The sequence below is a fragment of the Kitasatospora nipponensis genome (assembly GCF_039528135.1).
In the GTDB taxonomy this organism is placed as follows: domain Bacteria; phylum Actinomycetota; class Actinomycetes; order Streptomycetales; family Streptomycetaceae; genus Kitasatospora; species Kitasatospora nipponensis.
In genome coordinates this window covers 24491-39406 of record NZ_BAAALF010000014.1, presented here as the reverse complement: position 1 = coordinate 39406, position 14916 = coordinate 24491, and the positions used below count along the sequence as shown (strand labels likewise).

The following is a 14916-nucleotide window of genomic DNA, read 5'->3' as shown; positions in this document are numbered from 1 at the left end:
CGCGTCCCACCGCACCACCACGACCCGAGGGGCCCCCGCGCCGGCGACAGCCGGTACGGGGGCCCCTCGGTCGACTGGCGCTCTTCCCGGCCAGTCCTCGGGCCCTAGTGCTTGGAGTGCTGCTCGGCGCCGCGGTGGCGGTGCCCCTTGAGCTCGGTGTGCGCGGGGAGCGCGCCGGTGAGCGCCCGTTCCTCCGGCAGCCGCCGGCCGCCGTGGCTGAAGGTGTCCATGCCGGTCAGCGCCGCGTACGTGCCGTGGGTGGCGACGCCCGTGCCGCCCTTGGTGGCGGTGTGCAGGACCGGCCCGAAGGCCCGCGGCCTGCCACCGACCCCGGCGGCCATGCCCCGTCGTTCCAGCAGTTCCTGGGTGCCCCGGCGCAGCTTCGCACTCGGTTTTCCGGTCGGTCGCTTGGTCATCCCTGGCCTCCCATCGACGCCCCTCTGCGATGGTATGTCCAGGTCCGCCGCATTTCACCCGAAGGGCCCACCCGGGCCCCGGGTCCCGGGGCCCCGACACCGGGGATCAGAACGGGAAGCGGCTGCGCCCGTGCTGGATCGAGATCCACTTGACCGTGGTGAAGGCGTCCACCGTGGACTCGCCGTTGAGCCGCCCCACCCCGGAGTTCTTCTCGCCACCGAACGGGACGATCGGCTCGTCGTGGATGGTGCCGTCGTTGACGTGGATCATCCCGGTCTCGATCCGCTGGGCCAGCCGCACCCCGCGCTCGATGTCCCCGGTGTGCACGGCGCCGCTGAGGCCGAACGGCGTGTCGTTGGCGATCGCCACCGCCTCCTCCTCGCCGTCGAAGGGGATCAGCAGGACGACCGGGCCGAACAGCTCGCGGCGCGCGATGGCCGCGCCGGGGGCCAGGTCGGTCAGCACCACGGGGTCCATCAGGGTGCCCACCGTCGCTCCGCGCAGCAGCACCCTCGCGCCCTCGGCGACCGCCTGGTCGACCTGCGCGGTGAGCGCGTCGGCCTGGGTGGTGTTGATCAGCGGGCCGATCTGGGTGCCGGGGTCGGCCGGGTCGCCGACCTTGAGCGAGGCGGTCTTGGCGACGAACTTCTCGGTGAAGGCGGCCAGCACGCTGCGGTCCACCAGCACCCGGTTGGCGGCCATGCAGACCTGGCCCTGGTGCGCGAAGCGGCTGAAGACGGCGGCGTCCACCGCGTAGTCCAGGTCGGCGTCGTCCAGCACGATCAGCGCGCTGTTGCCCCCGAGCTCCAGCACCGAGCGCTTGAAGTGCGAGGCGGCCACGGTGGCCACGTGCCGGCCGACCCGGTCCGAGCCGGTGAAGGAGATCGCCTTGGGGACCGGGTGCTCCAGCAGCGCGTCGCCGATCTCGGCGATGTCGGTGACCACCACGTTCAGCAGGCCGGCCGGCAGCCCGGCCTCCTCGAAGATCTTCGCGATCAGGGTGCCACCGGTGATCGGGGCGTCCTGGTGCGGCTTGAGCACGACCGCGTTGCCCAGCGAGAGCGCCGGGGCGACCGCCTTCAGCGACAGGAAGAGCGGGAAGTTGAAGGGGCTGATCACCCCGACCACGCCGACCGGCAGCCGGTAGAGGCGGTTCTCCTTGCCGTCGACCGGCGAGGGCAGGATCCGCCCCTCGGGGCGCAGCGCCACCTGCATCGCCTCGCGCAGCATGTCCTTGGACAGGGCGAGCTCGAAGCCGGCCTTCAGGTGGGTGCCACCGAGTTCGGCGATGATGGTCTCGGTGATCTCCCGCTCGCGCTCCTCGATGATCCGCAGCGCGCGCTCGAAGACCAGCCGGCGGGCGTAGGGGTTGGTCCGCGCCCAGGCGCGCTGGGCGCGCTCGGCCGCCCGGTACGCCTGGTCGACCTCCGCGACGGTGGCCACGGTGATCGAGGCGAGCTTCTCGCCGTTGTAGGGGTTGATGTCCACGATGTCCCAGGACCCGCTGCCCGGGCGCCACTCACCGTCGATGTACTGGAGCGCGAGATCGGAAAAGTAGGACACCTGATTCCCCTTCGAGCTGACTGGGGATCATCGTACTGATCTCTCAGGCTTCTTGGAGCAGACTCCCCAGAAGCTCCAAGCTTCGCGCCGGGCTGAGGCTGTCGGCCCGCAGCCGGTCCAGGGTGGCGCTGTACTCGGCGACCTCGCGCGGGCGGTCCAGGTAGAGCGCGGTGGTGAACTGTTCGAGGTAGACCACGTCCGGCAGGTCCGGTTCGGGGAAGCCCAGCAGCGAGAAGGCGCCGCTCTCCGCGGAGAGCCCGTCGAAGCCCAGCGGCATCACCTGGAGCTCCAGCCAGGGCTGCTCGGCCAGCTCGAGCAGGCGGGCGAGCTGACCGCGCATCACCTCGGGTCCGCCGCACGGGCGGCGCAGCGCGGCCTCGTCCACGACGGTCAGCAGCCGGGGCGCGTCCGGGCCGGCGAGCAGCCGCTGGCGGCGCATCCGCACCTCGACCCGGCGCTCGATCTCGGCCTCGGGCGCGGTGCGGAAGCCGAGCCGGATCACCGCGCGGGCGTAGCTCTCGGTCTGCAGCAGGCCGGGCACGTGCTGGACCTCGTAGGAGGCGATGGTGCCGGCCGCCTCCTCGAAGCCGAGGTAGGTCTGGAACCAGCCGGGCACCACGTCGGCGTACTGGTGCCACCAGGGCTGGGCGTTGGCGGTGCGGACCATGCCGAGCAGTTCGCCGCGGTGCCGTTCGTCGGCCACGCCGTACAGGGTCAGCAGGTCGGCGACGTCACGCTCCTTGAAGCTGACCCGGCCCAGCTCCATCCGGCCGATCTTCGACTCGGAGGCCCTGATCTCGTACCCGGCGTCCTCCCGGGTGACGCCCCTGGCCTCGCGCAGCCGGCGCAACTGGGACCCCAGCAGCAGCCGGCGCACCGTCACCCCGCTCCCGGTCTGCCCCATGCCGCTCATCGCGCTTCCTCCCCTGGCGCCGCCACGGGCGCAGTCTGCCATGTCGCACTGTCACAAGCACCGGCAGGCAAGCTGTGAGTTCGCCGGGAGGCCCGGCGGCACCGGGCGCCGGCCCGCGTCCCGCACCGCCGCGCCCGCGCTCAGCGCGCCAACGGCGGGCGCCCACCGAGGCGTTCGAGCAGCAGCAGGGCCGGGACGGCGGCCAGCGCGAGGAGCGTCAGGAAGAGCCAGGGCCAGAGCGCGCCGCGGTCCAGCAGCAGCGTGAGCAGGCCGGGGGCGAGCGCCTGCCCGGTGTTCCAGGAGAGCTGGTAGACGCCCAGGTAGCGCCCGCGCAGGTCGGGCCGGGCCAGGCTGACGCTGAGCTCCTCGGAGAACGGGGTGCCCACCGTCTCGGCCACCGTGTAGAGGAAGGTCGCCGCGTACAGGCCGGCCACCACCAGCACCCCGGGGGCGGCGGCGAGCGCGGCGTAGAGGGCGAAGGCGAGGGCGTTGAGCAGGAACGCGGCGGCGAGCACCCGGGTGGGGCGCAGGTGCTCCAGCCGGCGGGCCACCGGGGCCTGGGTGAGCACGACCTGCACGCCGTTCATCATCAGCAGCGAGCCGGCCAGCCAGGCCGGGCGGTGCAGGGACTGCACCAGGTAGACGGCCAGCAGCATGCTGGTGATCATCGAACCGAAGACGTTGCTGAGGTTGATGCCGACCAGCAGCAGGTAGCGGCCGTCGCGCAGCACCGTGCGGTAGCCGCCCGCGGACGGCGTCGGGGTCGGGCCGGCCGCTGTCGCGCTCCCGGCCCCGGCCTGCGCCGCTGCCTGCGCCCCGGCCGCCGCCGCTGCCCCCGCCGCCGGGCGCCACAGGGCGAGCAGGACGGTGGCGACCAGGTAGCTGACGGCGTTCAGCACGACCAGCAGCCGCAGCCCGCCGGTGCCGCCCGCGCCGAGCACCAGCGAGCCGAGCGCGGCGCCGATCCCCAGGCCCGTGTTGCGCAGCGTCTGCACCAGGGCGAACCAGCGGGTGCGCTCCCCCTCCCCCGCGGCGAGCACCACCAGGCCGGTGCTGGAGGTCCAGTACATCACCGCCCCGACCTGGGCCAGCCAGCTCACCAGCACGATCTGCCAGGCCTGGTGGGTGGCCAGGAAGCCGGCGTAGGCGAGCGCGGAGACGGCGTTGCCGGCGGCGGCGGTGGCCCGGGCGCCGAAGCGGTCGATCAGCCGGCCGGTGACGATCGCGGTGGGCAGCGCGAGCAGCCGGGCGAGCGTGATCGAGGCGCCGACCTCGGCGACGGGCAGCGCGGTGCTGCGCACGAAGTAGACGACCACGAAGGTGAGCACCAGCCCGGTGCCCAGGCTGTCGACCAGGTGCGAGCCGATCAGCGGGCGCCGGCCGGCGGTCCGGGGCAGGCCCAGGCGCTCGGCGACCGTGCCGGCGGGTGGGGCGGCTGGGGCGGGGGTGAGGGTCCTGGTCATGGGACGAGCCTGTGGGGCATGATCACCGGTGCCCAGAGATTTCGTCCTGATCGAATCCTCACCGCCCTCCGAAGCCTCGCCCCCGTCGACACCAGGGACCGTCCCGTGATCAGCGTCCGCTTCTCCGCCCAGGACGTCGCCGCCACCCGCTTCGCCTGCTCCCGGCTGCGCGAGGTGGTGGCCGGCGTCCAGGTCCTCAAGGACGCCGGCGCCCGGGCCGTCCACCTGCCCTGGGTGAGCGCCACCCGGCGGCGGCTGGCCGCCGACGGGGTGCGCTACGAGCTGCTCTCCCAGCTGGTCCCGATGCCGGCCTGGTACCTGCCGGACTTCGTCACCCCGGTGCCCGCCGCCACCGCCCGCGGCTTCGAGGAGGAGCTCGCCCAGGTGAGCGGCGCCGCGCCCGCCGTGGTGCGCGCCCAGCTGGACCGGCTGCCGGGCCCGCTGCCGCCGCTGGTGGCCGAGCTGTACGCCGACCCGCCGGGCGGGCTGGCCCGGCTGGCCGGGGAGCTGCGGGCGTTCTGGACGGCCGCCGTGGAGCCGCACTGGCCGCGGATCGAGCACCTGCTGGAGGGCGAGATCCTGCACCGGGCCCGGCGGATGGCGGCCGGCGGCCCGGGCGCGCTCTTCGAGGACCTGCACCCCAAGGTGAGCTGGCAGGCCGACCGGCTGCGGATCGCCCAGCGCCGGCTCGCCGAGGAACACAGCCTGGAGGCGGGCAGCGGGCTGGTCCTGGTCCCCTCGGTCTTCATCTGGCCGGGCGCGGTCTTCGAGGTCGCCGACCGCTCCCTGCAGCCGGGGCTGGTCTATCCGCCGCGCGGCATCGCCACCCTCTGGGAGCGCGGTGGCCAGGCACCCCCGCAGGCCCTGGCCGACCTGCTGGGACGCGGTCGCGCGCAGGTCCTGACCGAGCTGGGCGCCCCCGCCTCCACCACCGAACTCGCCCTGCGCACCGGCCAGTCGGCCCCCAACGTGGCCCACCACCTGGCCGTCCTGCACGCCGCCGGCCTGGTCACCCGCCACCGCACCGGCCGCACCGTCCTCTACCTGCGCACCACCCTTGCCCAGGCCCTGGTCTCCCCGGACAGCTGAGCCCGGCCGGCCGACGGCGGCGTCAGGGCCGCACAGTACGCTGCCGCCATGTTCGATGACGAGGACCGGATCCTGGCGGCGGCGATGGGCGATCTGGGGGCGATCGGCGGTGGGATCGGCGGCAGTCGCGGCGGCGGCCGGCGAGGGGCGACGTTCGCGGCCAGGCTCCTGCGGAAGAACGTCCACGAGATCGAGCTGACGCTCGCCATGCCGCTGGAGGCCGCCGCCGACCACGTCGCCACCGTCCTGGCCGGGGCGGGGCAGCTGCTGGGCGCGGCGGACACCGGGCCCGCGCGGGCACGAGCCGTGCGAGCGGTCGTCGGGGGCGGATTCGGGAACATGAACCCGGTCGTGATCACCGTCAGCCTGACCGACCAGGGGCCGCGGCGCACCGCTGCGACCGTGCGTGGCGCGGCCAAGGAGGGGCTCATCAAGCAGCGGGCGGGAGAGAAGACGGCCAAGCTCGTCGCCGACCGCCTCGCTCCCCGGGAAACAGCCTGACCGCCACCTGACGACCCCCGCCCGCTCGCCTGCGGGCGGCAGAAAGCAGGGGGCACGACAACGGCACCTGCCCCCAGCTTGGTCGGGGAGGGGGCAGGCGCCGTTCTGACGCTCCGTTGGGACCGGCGGCACTGACGGTTCAACGGTTTGGTGCAGCCTGCCGAAGCAAGCGGTGTGCGGGAGGGTGGTGGTGCGGGTGGAGCGGTCGGGGGGTCAGACCACCAGCGGGCGGTCGGTGGGGCGGATCGGTGCGGGCAGCGCGGTCTTGCCGCCCAGGTAGCGGTCCACGGCGGCGGCGGCCGAGCGGCCCTCGGCGATCGCCCAGACGATCAGCGACTGGCCGCGCCCGGCGTCCCCGCAGACGTACACGCCGTCCGCGTTGGTGGCGAAGCGGTCGTCGCGCGCCACGTTGCCGCGCGCGTCGAGCTCCACGCCGAGCTGCTCGACGAGGCCGTTGGTCACGTCGGTGCCGGTGAAGCCCATCGCCAGGGTGACCAGCTGGGCCGGGATCGCGCGCTCGGTGCCGGGCACCGGCTCGAACCGTCCGTCCTTGAACTCCACCTCGACCAGGTGGAGTTCGGCGACGTTCCCGTCCTCGTCCCCGGTGAAGTGGGTGGTGTTGACGGCGTAGACCCGCTCGCCGCCCTCCTCGTGCGCGGAGGTCACCTTGTAGGTCATCGGCATCGTCGGCCAGGGCTGGTGGCCGGGGCGCTCGTCGCCGGGGCGCGGCATGATCTCCAGCTGGGTGACCGAGGCCGCCCCCTGGCGCAGCGCGGTGCCCAGGCAGTCGGCACCGGTGTCACCGCCGCCGATCACGATGACGTGCTTGCCCTTGGCGCTGATCGGCGCCTCGACGAAGTCGCCCTCCTGGACCTTGTTGGCCAGCGGCAGGTACTCCATCGCCTGGTGGATGCCGCCCAGTTCGCGTCCGGGCACCGGCAGGTCGCGGGCGGTGGTGGCACCGGCGGCGACCACGACGGCGTCGAAGCGCTCGCGCAGCTGCTGGCCGGTGATGTCCTCGCCGACGTGCACGCCGGTGCGGAACCGGGTGCCCTCCGCGCGCATCTGCTCGATGCGGCGGTTGATGTGGCGCTTCTCCATCTTGAACTCGGGGATGCCGTAGCGCAGCAGGCCGCCGATCCGGTCGGCGCGCTCGTACACCACCACGGTGTGCCCGGCCCGGGTGAGCTGCTGGGCGACGGCCAGGCCGGCCGGCCCGGAGCCGACCACGGCGACCGTCTTGCCCGACAGCCGCTCGGGCGCCTGGGCGGCGACGCCGCCGCGGTCCCAGGCCTTGTCGATGATGGTGACCTCGACGTTCTTGATGGTCACCGCGTCCTGGTTGATCCCCAGCACGCAGGCCGACTCGCAGGGCGCCGGGCAGAGCCGCCCGGTGAACTCCGGGAAGTTGTTGGTCGCGTGCAGCCGCTCGATCGCGCCGGTCCAGTCGTCCCGGTAGGCGAGGTCGTTCCACTCGGGGATCAGGTTCCCCAGCGGGCAGCCGTTGTGGCAGAACGGGATGCCGCAGTCCATGCATCGGCCGGCCTGCTTGGTGATGATCGGCAGCAGGCTGCGCTCGACGTAGACCTCGTTCCAGTCCCGCAGCCGCACGTCCACCGGACGGCGCTCGGCGAGCTGCTTGGCCGTGGTCAGGAAGCCCTTGGGGTCAGCCATGTGCCGCCTCCATCATCTTGCGAGTGGTCTCGGACTCGGAGAGTCCATCGCGCTCAGCGGCGTCCTTGGCGGCGAGCACAGCCTTGTAGTCGGTCGGCATGATCTTGGAGAAGCGGGAGACCCCGCTGCCCCAGTCCGCCAGGAGCTCGGCGGCGACGGTGCTGCCGGTCTCCTCGTAGTGCTGCTGCACGGTCTCGCGCAGCCATTCGCGGTCGTTCGCGTCCGGGGCCTCGATGCCGACCATACCGCCGTTGACATTGGCCGGGCGCAGGTCGAGGACGTACGCGATGCCGCCGGACATGCCCGCGGCCAGGTTGCGGCCGGTCTCGCCGAGCACCAGGACCCGGCCGCCGGTCATGTACTCCAGGCCGTGGTCGCCCACGCCCTCCACCACCAGGGTGGCACCGGAGTTGCGGACCGCGAACCGCTCGCCGGCCTTGCCGCGCAGGTGGATCCGGCCGCTGGTGGCACCGTAGCCGATGGTGTTGCCGGCGATCACGTGCGCCTGCGCGTCGGCGCCGATGGCGGCCGCGTCCCGCGCGGGGCGGACCACGATCACGCCGCCCGACAGGCCCTTGCCGACGTAGTCGTTGGCGTCGCCCTCCAGGCGCAGCGTGATGCCGCGCGGCACGAAGGCGCCGAAGGACTGGCCGGCCGAGCCGGTGAAGGTCACGTCGATGGTGCCCTCGGGCAGGCCCTCACCGCGGTAGCGGCTGGTCACCTGGTGGCCGAGCATGGTGCCCACCGTGCGGTTGACGTTGCGGATCGGCAGCTGGATGCGGACCGCGTCGCCGCGCTCCAGGGCGTCCTGGCTCAGCTCGATCAGCTGGTTGTCGAGCGCCTTGTCGAGCGCGTGGTCCTGCACGGTGGTGCAGTGCAGGGCGGCGCCCTCGGGCAGCTCGGGCACGTGCAGCAGCGGGGCCAGGTCTAGCCCGGCGGCCTTCCAGTGGTCGACGGCGGCGGTCGCGTCGATGTGGTGGGCGCGGCCGACGGCCTCCTCGATCGAGCGGAAGCCGAGCTCGGCGAGGATCTCGCGGACCTCCTCGGCGATGAACTCGAAGAAGTTGACCACGAACTCGGGCTTGCCGGAGAAGCGTTCGCGCAGCACCGGGTTCTGGGTGGCGACGCCGACCGGGCAGGTGTCCAGGTGGCACACGCGCATCATGATGCAGCCCGAGACCACCAGCGGGGCGGTCGCGAAGCCGAACTCCTCGGCGCCGAGCAGCGCGGCGATGACCACGTCGCGGCCGGTCTTGAGCTGGCCGTCGGTCTGCACCACGATCCGGTCGCGCAGGCCGTTGAGCAGCAGGGTCTGCTGCGTCTCGGCCAGGCCCAGCTCCCAGGGGCCGCCGGCGTGCTTGAGCGAGGTGAGCGGCGAGGCGCCGGTGCCGCCGTCGTGACCGGAGACCAGGACGACGTCCGCGTGCGCCTTGGAGACGCCGGCCGCGACCGTGCCCACGCCGACCTCGGAGACCAGCTTCACGTGGATGCGGGCCGCCGGGTTGGCGTTCTTGAGGTCGTGGATCAGCTGGGCGAGGTCCTCGATGGAGTAGATGTCGTGGTGCGGCGGCGGGGAGATGAGGCCCACGCCCGGGGTGGAGTGCCGGGTCTTGGCCACCCACGGGTAGACCTTGTGGCCGGGCAGCTGGCCGCCCTCGCCGGGCTTGGCGCCCTGGGCCATCTTGATCTGGATGTCGTCGGCGTTGACCAGGTACTCGCTGGTGACGCCGAAGCGGCCGGAGGCGACCTGCTTGATCGCCGAGCGGCGCTGCGGGTCGTAGAGGCGCTCGGGGTCCTCGCCGCCCTCCCCGGTGTTGGACTTGCCGCCCAGGCGGTTCATCGCGATGGCGAGCGTCTCGTGCGCCTCCATCGAGATCGAGCCGTAGGACATCGCGCCGGTGGAGAAGCGCTTGACGATCTCGGAGACCGGCTCGACCTCGTCGACGGAGATCGGGGTGCGGCCCTGGGCGTCGAGCTGGAAGAGGCCGCGCAGCGTCATCAGGCGCTGCGACTGCTCGTTCACCCGCTCGGTGTACTGCTTGAAGATGTCGTAGCGGCGGCTGCGGGTGGAGTGCTGCAGCCGGAAGACGGTGTCCGGGTCGAACAGGTGCGGCTCGCCCTCGCGGCGCCACTGGTACTCGCCGCCGATCTCCAGCGCGCGGTGCGCGGCGGCGATGCCGGAGGCCGGGTAGGCCTTGGCGTGCCGGGCCGCGGTCTCCTTGGCGACCTCCTCCAGGCCGATGCCACCGAGCTTGCTGGTGGTGCCGGCGAAGTAGGTGTCCACGGTCTCCTGGGAGAGGCCGATGGCCTCGAAGACCTGCGCGCCGCGGTAGGAGGCGACGGTGGAGATGCCCATCTTGGACATCACCTTGAGCACGCCCTTGCCGAGCGCCTTGATCAGGTTGCGGATCGCCTTGTCGGCCTCGATGCCCTCGATGAAGACACCCTGGGCGACCAGGTCCTCGACCGTCTCCATGGCCAGGTACGGGTTGACCGCGCCGGCGCCGTAGCCGATCAGCAGGGCCACGTGGTGGACCTCGCGCACGTCACCGGCCTCGACCAGCAGCGAGACCTTGGTGCGCTGCTTGGTGCGGATCAGGTGGTGGTGCACCGCGGAGGTGAGCAGCAGCGAGGGGATCGGGGCGTGCTCGGCGTCCGAGTGGCGGTCGGAGAGCACGATGATCCGCGCGCCGTCCGCGATCGCGGCGTCCGCCTCGGCGGCGATGGCCGACAGCCGGGCGGCGAGCGCCTCGCCGCCGCCGGAGACCCGGTAGAGGCCCGAGAGCGTGACGGCCTTGAGGCCGGGCTGGTCGCCGTCGGCGTTGATGTGGATCAGCTTGGCGAGCTCGTCGTTGTCGATCACCGGGAACGGCATCCCGACCGAGCGGCAGGCGGCCGACTCGGCGGCCAGCAGGTTGCCCTCGGGGCCCAGGTTGCTGAGCAGCGAGGTGACGAGCTCCTCGCGGATGGCGTCCAGCGGCGGGTTGGTGACCTGCGCGAAGAGCTGCACGAAGTAGTCGAAGAGCAGCCGGGGCTTCTCGGAGAGCGCGGCGATGGGCGAGTCGGTGCCCATCGAGCCGAGCGCCTCGCCACCGGTCCTGGCCATCGGGGCGATGATGACGCGCAGCTCCTCCTCGGTGTAACCGAAGGTCTGCTGGCGACGGGTGACCGAGGCGTGGGTGTGCACGATGTGCTCGCGCTCGGGCAGCTTGGAGAGCTGGATCTGGCCGGCCTCCAGCCACTCGGCGTAGGGGTGCTCGGCGGACAGCGCCGACTTGATCTCCTCGTCCTCGACGATCCGGTGCTGCTCGGTGTCGATCAGGAACATCTTGCCGGGCTGCAGGCGGCCCTTGCGGACCACCTTGTCCTGCTCGAGGTCGAGCACGCCGACCTCGGAGGAGAGCACGACCAGGCCGTCCTCGGTGATCCAGTAGCGGGCCGGGCGCAGGCCGTTGCGGTCCAGCACGGCGCCGATCTGGGTGCCGTCGGTGAAGGTGACGCAGGCCGGGCCGTCCCAGGGCTCCATCAGGTTGGAGTGGTACTGGTAGAAGGCCCGCCGGGCCGGCTCCATGGTGGCGTGGTTCTCCCAGGCCTCCGGGATCATCATCAGCACCGAGTGCGGCAGCGAGCGCCCGCCCAGGTGGAGCAGCTCCAGGACCTCGTCGAAGGAGGCCGAGTCGGAGTGGTCGGGGGTGCAGATCGGGAAGATCCGGCTGAGCCCCTGGCCGTTCTTGTTGGCCGGGATCACGTCGGTGACCAGCTGCGACTCGCGGGCCGTCATCCAGTTCCGGTTGCCCTTGACGGTGTTGATCTCACCGTTGTGCGCGACGAACCGGTACGGGTGGGCGAGCGGCCAGCTCGGGAAGGTGTTGGTGGAGAAGCGGGAGTGGATCAGGCCGATCGCGGAGGCGTAGAGCCGGTCCGAGAGGTCGGGGAAGAACGGCTCCAGCTGCCCGGTGGTGAGCATGCCCTTGTAGATGATGGTGCGGGCGGAGAGCGAGGGGAAGTACACCCCGGCCTCGCGCTCGGCGCGCTTGCGCACGACGAAGGCGGTGCGGTCCAGCTCGAGGCCGGTCAGGCCGTCCTTGGCCAGGAAGAGCTGGCGGAAGCGCGGCATCACCGAGCGGGCGGTGGCGCCCAGCAGGTCGGGAGCCGTCGGGACCTCGCGCCAGCCCAGCACCCGCACGTCCTCGTCGGCGGCGATGGCCTCGATGGCGGCGACCGCGGCGGCGTCGGCGGCGTCCTCGTCCGGGAGGAAGGCGATGCCGACCGCGTAGCTGCCGGCGGCCGGCAGCTCGAAGGCGGTGTTGGCGCGCAGGAAGGCGTCCGGGATCTGGGTCAGGATGCCCGCGCCGTCACCGGAGTCCGGCTCGGCGCCGGTGGCGCCGCGGTGCTCCAGGTTGCGCAGGACGGTGAGCGCCTGCTCGACGATGGTGTGGTCGGCGATGCCGGTCAGCGTGGCGACGAAGCCGACGCCGCAGGCGTCGTGCTCGTTTCGCGGGTCGTACAGGCCCTGAGCAGCAGGTCGCGCATCCGGAACGAGCGCATAGGGGGAACGCGAGGCGCTGCCCTGGGGCTCGTTGGCGGAGTGCATGGATGCAGACAGCATCGGCTCTCCCGTCGTCGTCTTGGCAAAAGGTGCTTGTGCAACAGGGACGACGTTGGCCCTCTGCGATTTCGTGCAGGTTACATGATGCCGGATATCCCGGGAAGTGGAATCTTTCGTCCACATGGCGGACACAACCCCAGCTCAGAGGCTGTTACCTACCAGTAACTTCGGGGAGGCGGGACGCGAGACCGTCCGCACGCTCCCCTCAGTCTGCCCTGTGGCGAGGGGCCCGAAACAGGGGCGAAACCCCCAGGTCGCCGGAGCTCACCCGGGCTGCCTGCGATTGCACGCCGGCGGGGCGCCTCCAGGCATCGGACCGATGGCCGGTCCCCCGAACGGCCGAAGCTTGTGCATGGTTATGCGGAGTGGCGAGTGATGTTCCACACAGCGCCGCCCGCCCCCGGGCGACGGGCCGGGGACGGGCGGGGTGACCGGCCGGACGCGGCCGGACGCGGTCAGCGATCAGCGTGCGGCGATCAGCGGTCGGCGGTCAGAGCGGTCAGAGCGGTCAGAGCGGTCAGAGCGGTCAGAGCGGTCGGGGCTGCTCGGGTCAGCCGACGTGGCCGCCGATCAGGTAGCCCAGCAGGTAGGTCACGCCGGCCGCGGCCCCGCCCAGCACCAGCTGGCGCATGCCGCTGAACCACCAGCTGCGGGCCGTCACCCGGGCCACCACCGCGCCGCACAGGAAGAGGCCGAGCACCGCGAGCAGCAGCGCGGGCAGCAGCGAGGTCGCTCCGAGCAGGTAGGGCAGCAGCGGCAGCAGCGCGCCGAGCGCGAAGCAGCCGAAGGAGGAGAAGGCGGCGACCAGCGGGCTGGGCAGGTCGTGCGGGTCGATCCCGAGCTCCTCGCGGGCGTGGATCTCCAGCGCCTGGAGCGGGTCGCGGGAGAGCTGGCGGGCCACCTCGTGGGCCAGGGCCGGCTCCACGCCCCGGCTGACGTAGAGCTCGGCGAGCTCCGCCAGCTCGCCGCTGGGGTTGCGGGGCAGCTCGATCCGCTCGGCCTCGATCTCGGCCTCGACCAGCTCGCGCTGCGAGGCGACCGAGGTGTACTCCCCCGCCGCCATCGAGCAGGCGCCGGCCGCCAGGCCTGCCAGACCCGTCAGGATCACGGTGCCGCTGCTCGCCGCGCCGCCGACCACGCCGGTCATCAGCGCGAGGTTGGAGACCAGTCCGTCCATCGCGCCGAAGACCGCCGGGCGCAGCCAGCCGCCGTTGACGTCGCGGTGGTGGCCCTCGGCCGGAATCCGCGGCAGGGGGGACTCCTCGGGTGCGCGTTCGGTGACAGTCACGCTCATATCTCTGCGGCCTCCAGTCGGTTCTCACTTGAAGTTAGTCCGAATGGCCGAATGGTTTCCAGCAAGCAAGCCCTGGCTTACCTCGCTGACCTGCGGTTTCGTCGAGAGGGCGACGAAAGCCCCGGAACGCTGGCGCTCCGGGGCTCTGCTGACCCGCGGTCAGGCGGGCTGTGGTGTCGGGTGGCTGCGGGTCTCAGGCGGAGGTGCCGTTCTCCTTCGTGCCGGACGTCGTGCCGGAGGTCGACTCGGACGGCGACCCGGCGTCCGGTTCGGCGACCGGGTCGGCGTCGGCGTCGGCGTCCTCGCCCCCCGCAGCCTCCCCGGCCTCCGTTCCGGCTCCGGCTCCGGCTCCGGCTCCGGCTCCCGCGACACCCTCGGCCGGCTCGGCGTCGGCGGTCGGCTCGGCATCGGCGGGCGCGTCCTGCGGGCCCTCCAGCCGGGCGGCGGGGTCGATGGAGTCCGGCGCCTCGCGGCCGGGCCGCAGGCGCCCGGCGATCACCAGGTAGGTGACGGCGCCGATGAAGACGACGATCGCCACCCAGTCGTTGATCCGCAGGCCCAGCACGTGGTGCGCCTCGTCGATCCGCAGGTACTCGATCCAGGCCCGGCCCACCGTGTACGCGGCGACGTAGAGCGCGAACGCCCGGCCGTGGCCCAGCGTGAAGCGGCGGTCCGCCCAGAGCACCAGCAGCGCCACGCCCACGCACCAGAGCGACTCGTAGAGGAAGGTCGGCTGGAAGACCCCGTTGACGACCGTGCCGTCGGCCTCGACCTTGTGGATCTCCAGACCCCAGGGCAGCGTGGTGGCCTTGCCGTACAGCTCCTGGTTGAACCAGTTGCCCCAGCGCCCGCACGCCTGGGCCAGCGCGATGCCGGGGGCGATGGCGTCGGCGTAGGCAGGCAGCGGCACGCCCCGGCGGCGGCAGCCGATCCAGGCGCCGACCGCGCCGAGCGCGATCGCCCCCCAGATGCCGAGGCCACCCTCCCAGATCTTGAAGGCGTTCCAGGGGTTCTGGCCCGGGTCGAAGTAGAGCTGGTGGTCGGTGATCACGTGGTAGAGCCGGCCGCCGACCAGGCCGAACGGCACCGCCCAGACCGCGATGTCGCCGACCGTGTGCTTGGCACCGCCCCGGGCGACCCAGCGCTTGCTGCCGAGCCAGACGGCCACGACGACACCGATGATGATGCAGAAGGCGTACGCGCGCAGCGGCAGCGGTCCGAGATGGATCACGCCCCGCGACGGGCTCGGAATGTAAGCGATATTCATGGCAGCACCGACGCTACCGTGTCGTGACCTGCGTCCCCGCACCGCCCGTGGTACCGGTTCGGACACAGCGGCGCGCCGGGGCCCGTGGTGGACCCCGGCGCGCTCGGCCGGCGGCGGTGAGCGTCC

10 protein-coding genes are annotated in these 14916 nt (G+C 72.6%); 2 read left to right on the top strand and 8 right to left on the bottom strand.

All coding sequences use genetic code 11. The features are described from left to right. Positions 1-104 precede the first annotated feature (104 nt). The 4 genes from ABD323_RS06950 to ABD323_RS06935 form a co-directional block, all read right to left on the bottom strand. Positions 105-416, bottom strand: coding sequence for a hypothetical protein (locus ABD323_RS06950; protein ID WP_344440330.1), 312 nt, complete (start codon positions 414-416; stop codon positions 105-107). A gap of 106 nt (positions 417-522) precedes the next feature. Next, positions 523-1980 carry an aldehyde dehydrogenase family protein gene (locus ABD323_RS06945; RefSeq protein ID WP_344440329.1) on the bottom strand — a complete coding sequence of 486 codons (1458 nt, stop codon included), beginning with the start codon at positions 1978-1980 and terminating at the stop codon, positions 523-525. Between the two features lie 43 nt (positions 1981-2023). Next, positions 2024-2893 carry a helix-turn-helix domain-containing protein gene (locus tag ABD323_RS06940; RefSeq protein ID WP_344440328.1) on the bottom strand — a complete coding sequence of 290 codons (870 nt, stop codon included), beginning with the start codon at positions 2891-2893 and terminating at the stop codon, positions 2024-2026. 140 nt (positions 2894-3033) lie between these two features. Further along, the gene (locus ABD323_RS06935; RefSeq protein ID WP_344440327.1) at positions 3034-4356 is read right to left on the bottom strand and encodes an MFS transporter; all 1323 of its coding nucleotides are present in this window, start codon (positions 4354-4356) and stop codon (positions 3034-3036) included. Positions 4357-4461: 105 nt separating this feature from the next. Here ABD323_RS06935 and ABD323_RS06930 point away from each other — a divergent pair, with 105 nt between their 5' ends. Further along, positions 4462-5445 carry an ArsR/SmtB family transcription factor gene (locus ABD323_RS06930; RefSeq protein ID WP_344440326.1) on the top strand — a complete coding sequence of 328 codons (984 nt, stop codon included), beginning with the start codon at positions 4462-4464 and terminating at the stop codon, positions 5443-5445. A 48-nt stretch (positions 5446-5493) separates the two neighbouring features. Next, positions 5494-5946, top strand: coding sequence for a hypothetical protein (locus ABD323_RS06925; RefSeq protein ID WP_344440325.1), 453 nt, complete (start codon positions 5494-5496; stop codon positions 5944-5946). A gap of 213 nt (positions 5947-6159) precedes the next feature. Here ABD323_RS06925 and ABD323_RS06920 read toward each other — a convergent pair whose 3' ends face one another. The 4 genes from ABD323_RS06920 to lgt form a co-directional block, all read right to left on the bottom strand. Continuing rightward, positions 6160-7620, bottom strand: a complete 1461-nt coding sequence (locus ABD323_RS06920; protein ID WP_344440324.1) for a glutamate synthase subunit beta — start codon at positions 7618-7620, stop codon at positions 6160-6162. Beyond that, on the bottom strand, positions 7613-12214 hold the full coding sequence (gene gltB, locus ABD323_RS06915; RefSeq protein ID WP_425555887.1) for a glutamate synthase large subunit: 4602 nt from the start codon (positions 12212-12214) through the stop codon (positions 7613-7615). Before gltB ends, ABD323_RS06920 begins: the two co-directional genes overlap by 8 nt. A gap of 565 nt (positions 12215-12779) precedes the next feature. After that, the gene (locus ABD323_RS06910; protein WP_344440322.1) at positions 12780-13523 is read right to left on the bottom strand and encodes a VIT1/CCC1 transporter family protein; all 744 of its coding nucleotides are present in this window, start codon (positions 13521-13523) and stop codon (positions 12780-12782) included. Between the two features lie 193 nt (positions 13524-13716). After that, positions 13717-14790: a prolipoprotein diacylglyceryl transferase gene (lgt, locus tag ABD323_RS06905; RefSeq protein WP_344440321.1), complete on the bottom strand. Its 1074-nt coding sequence runs from the start codon at positions 14788-14790 to the stop codon at positions 13717-13719. Between the last annotated feature and the right edge of the window lie 126 nt (positions 14791-14916).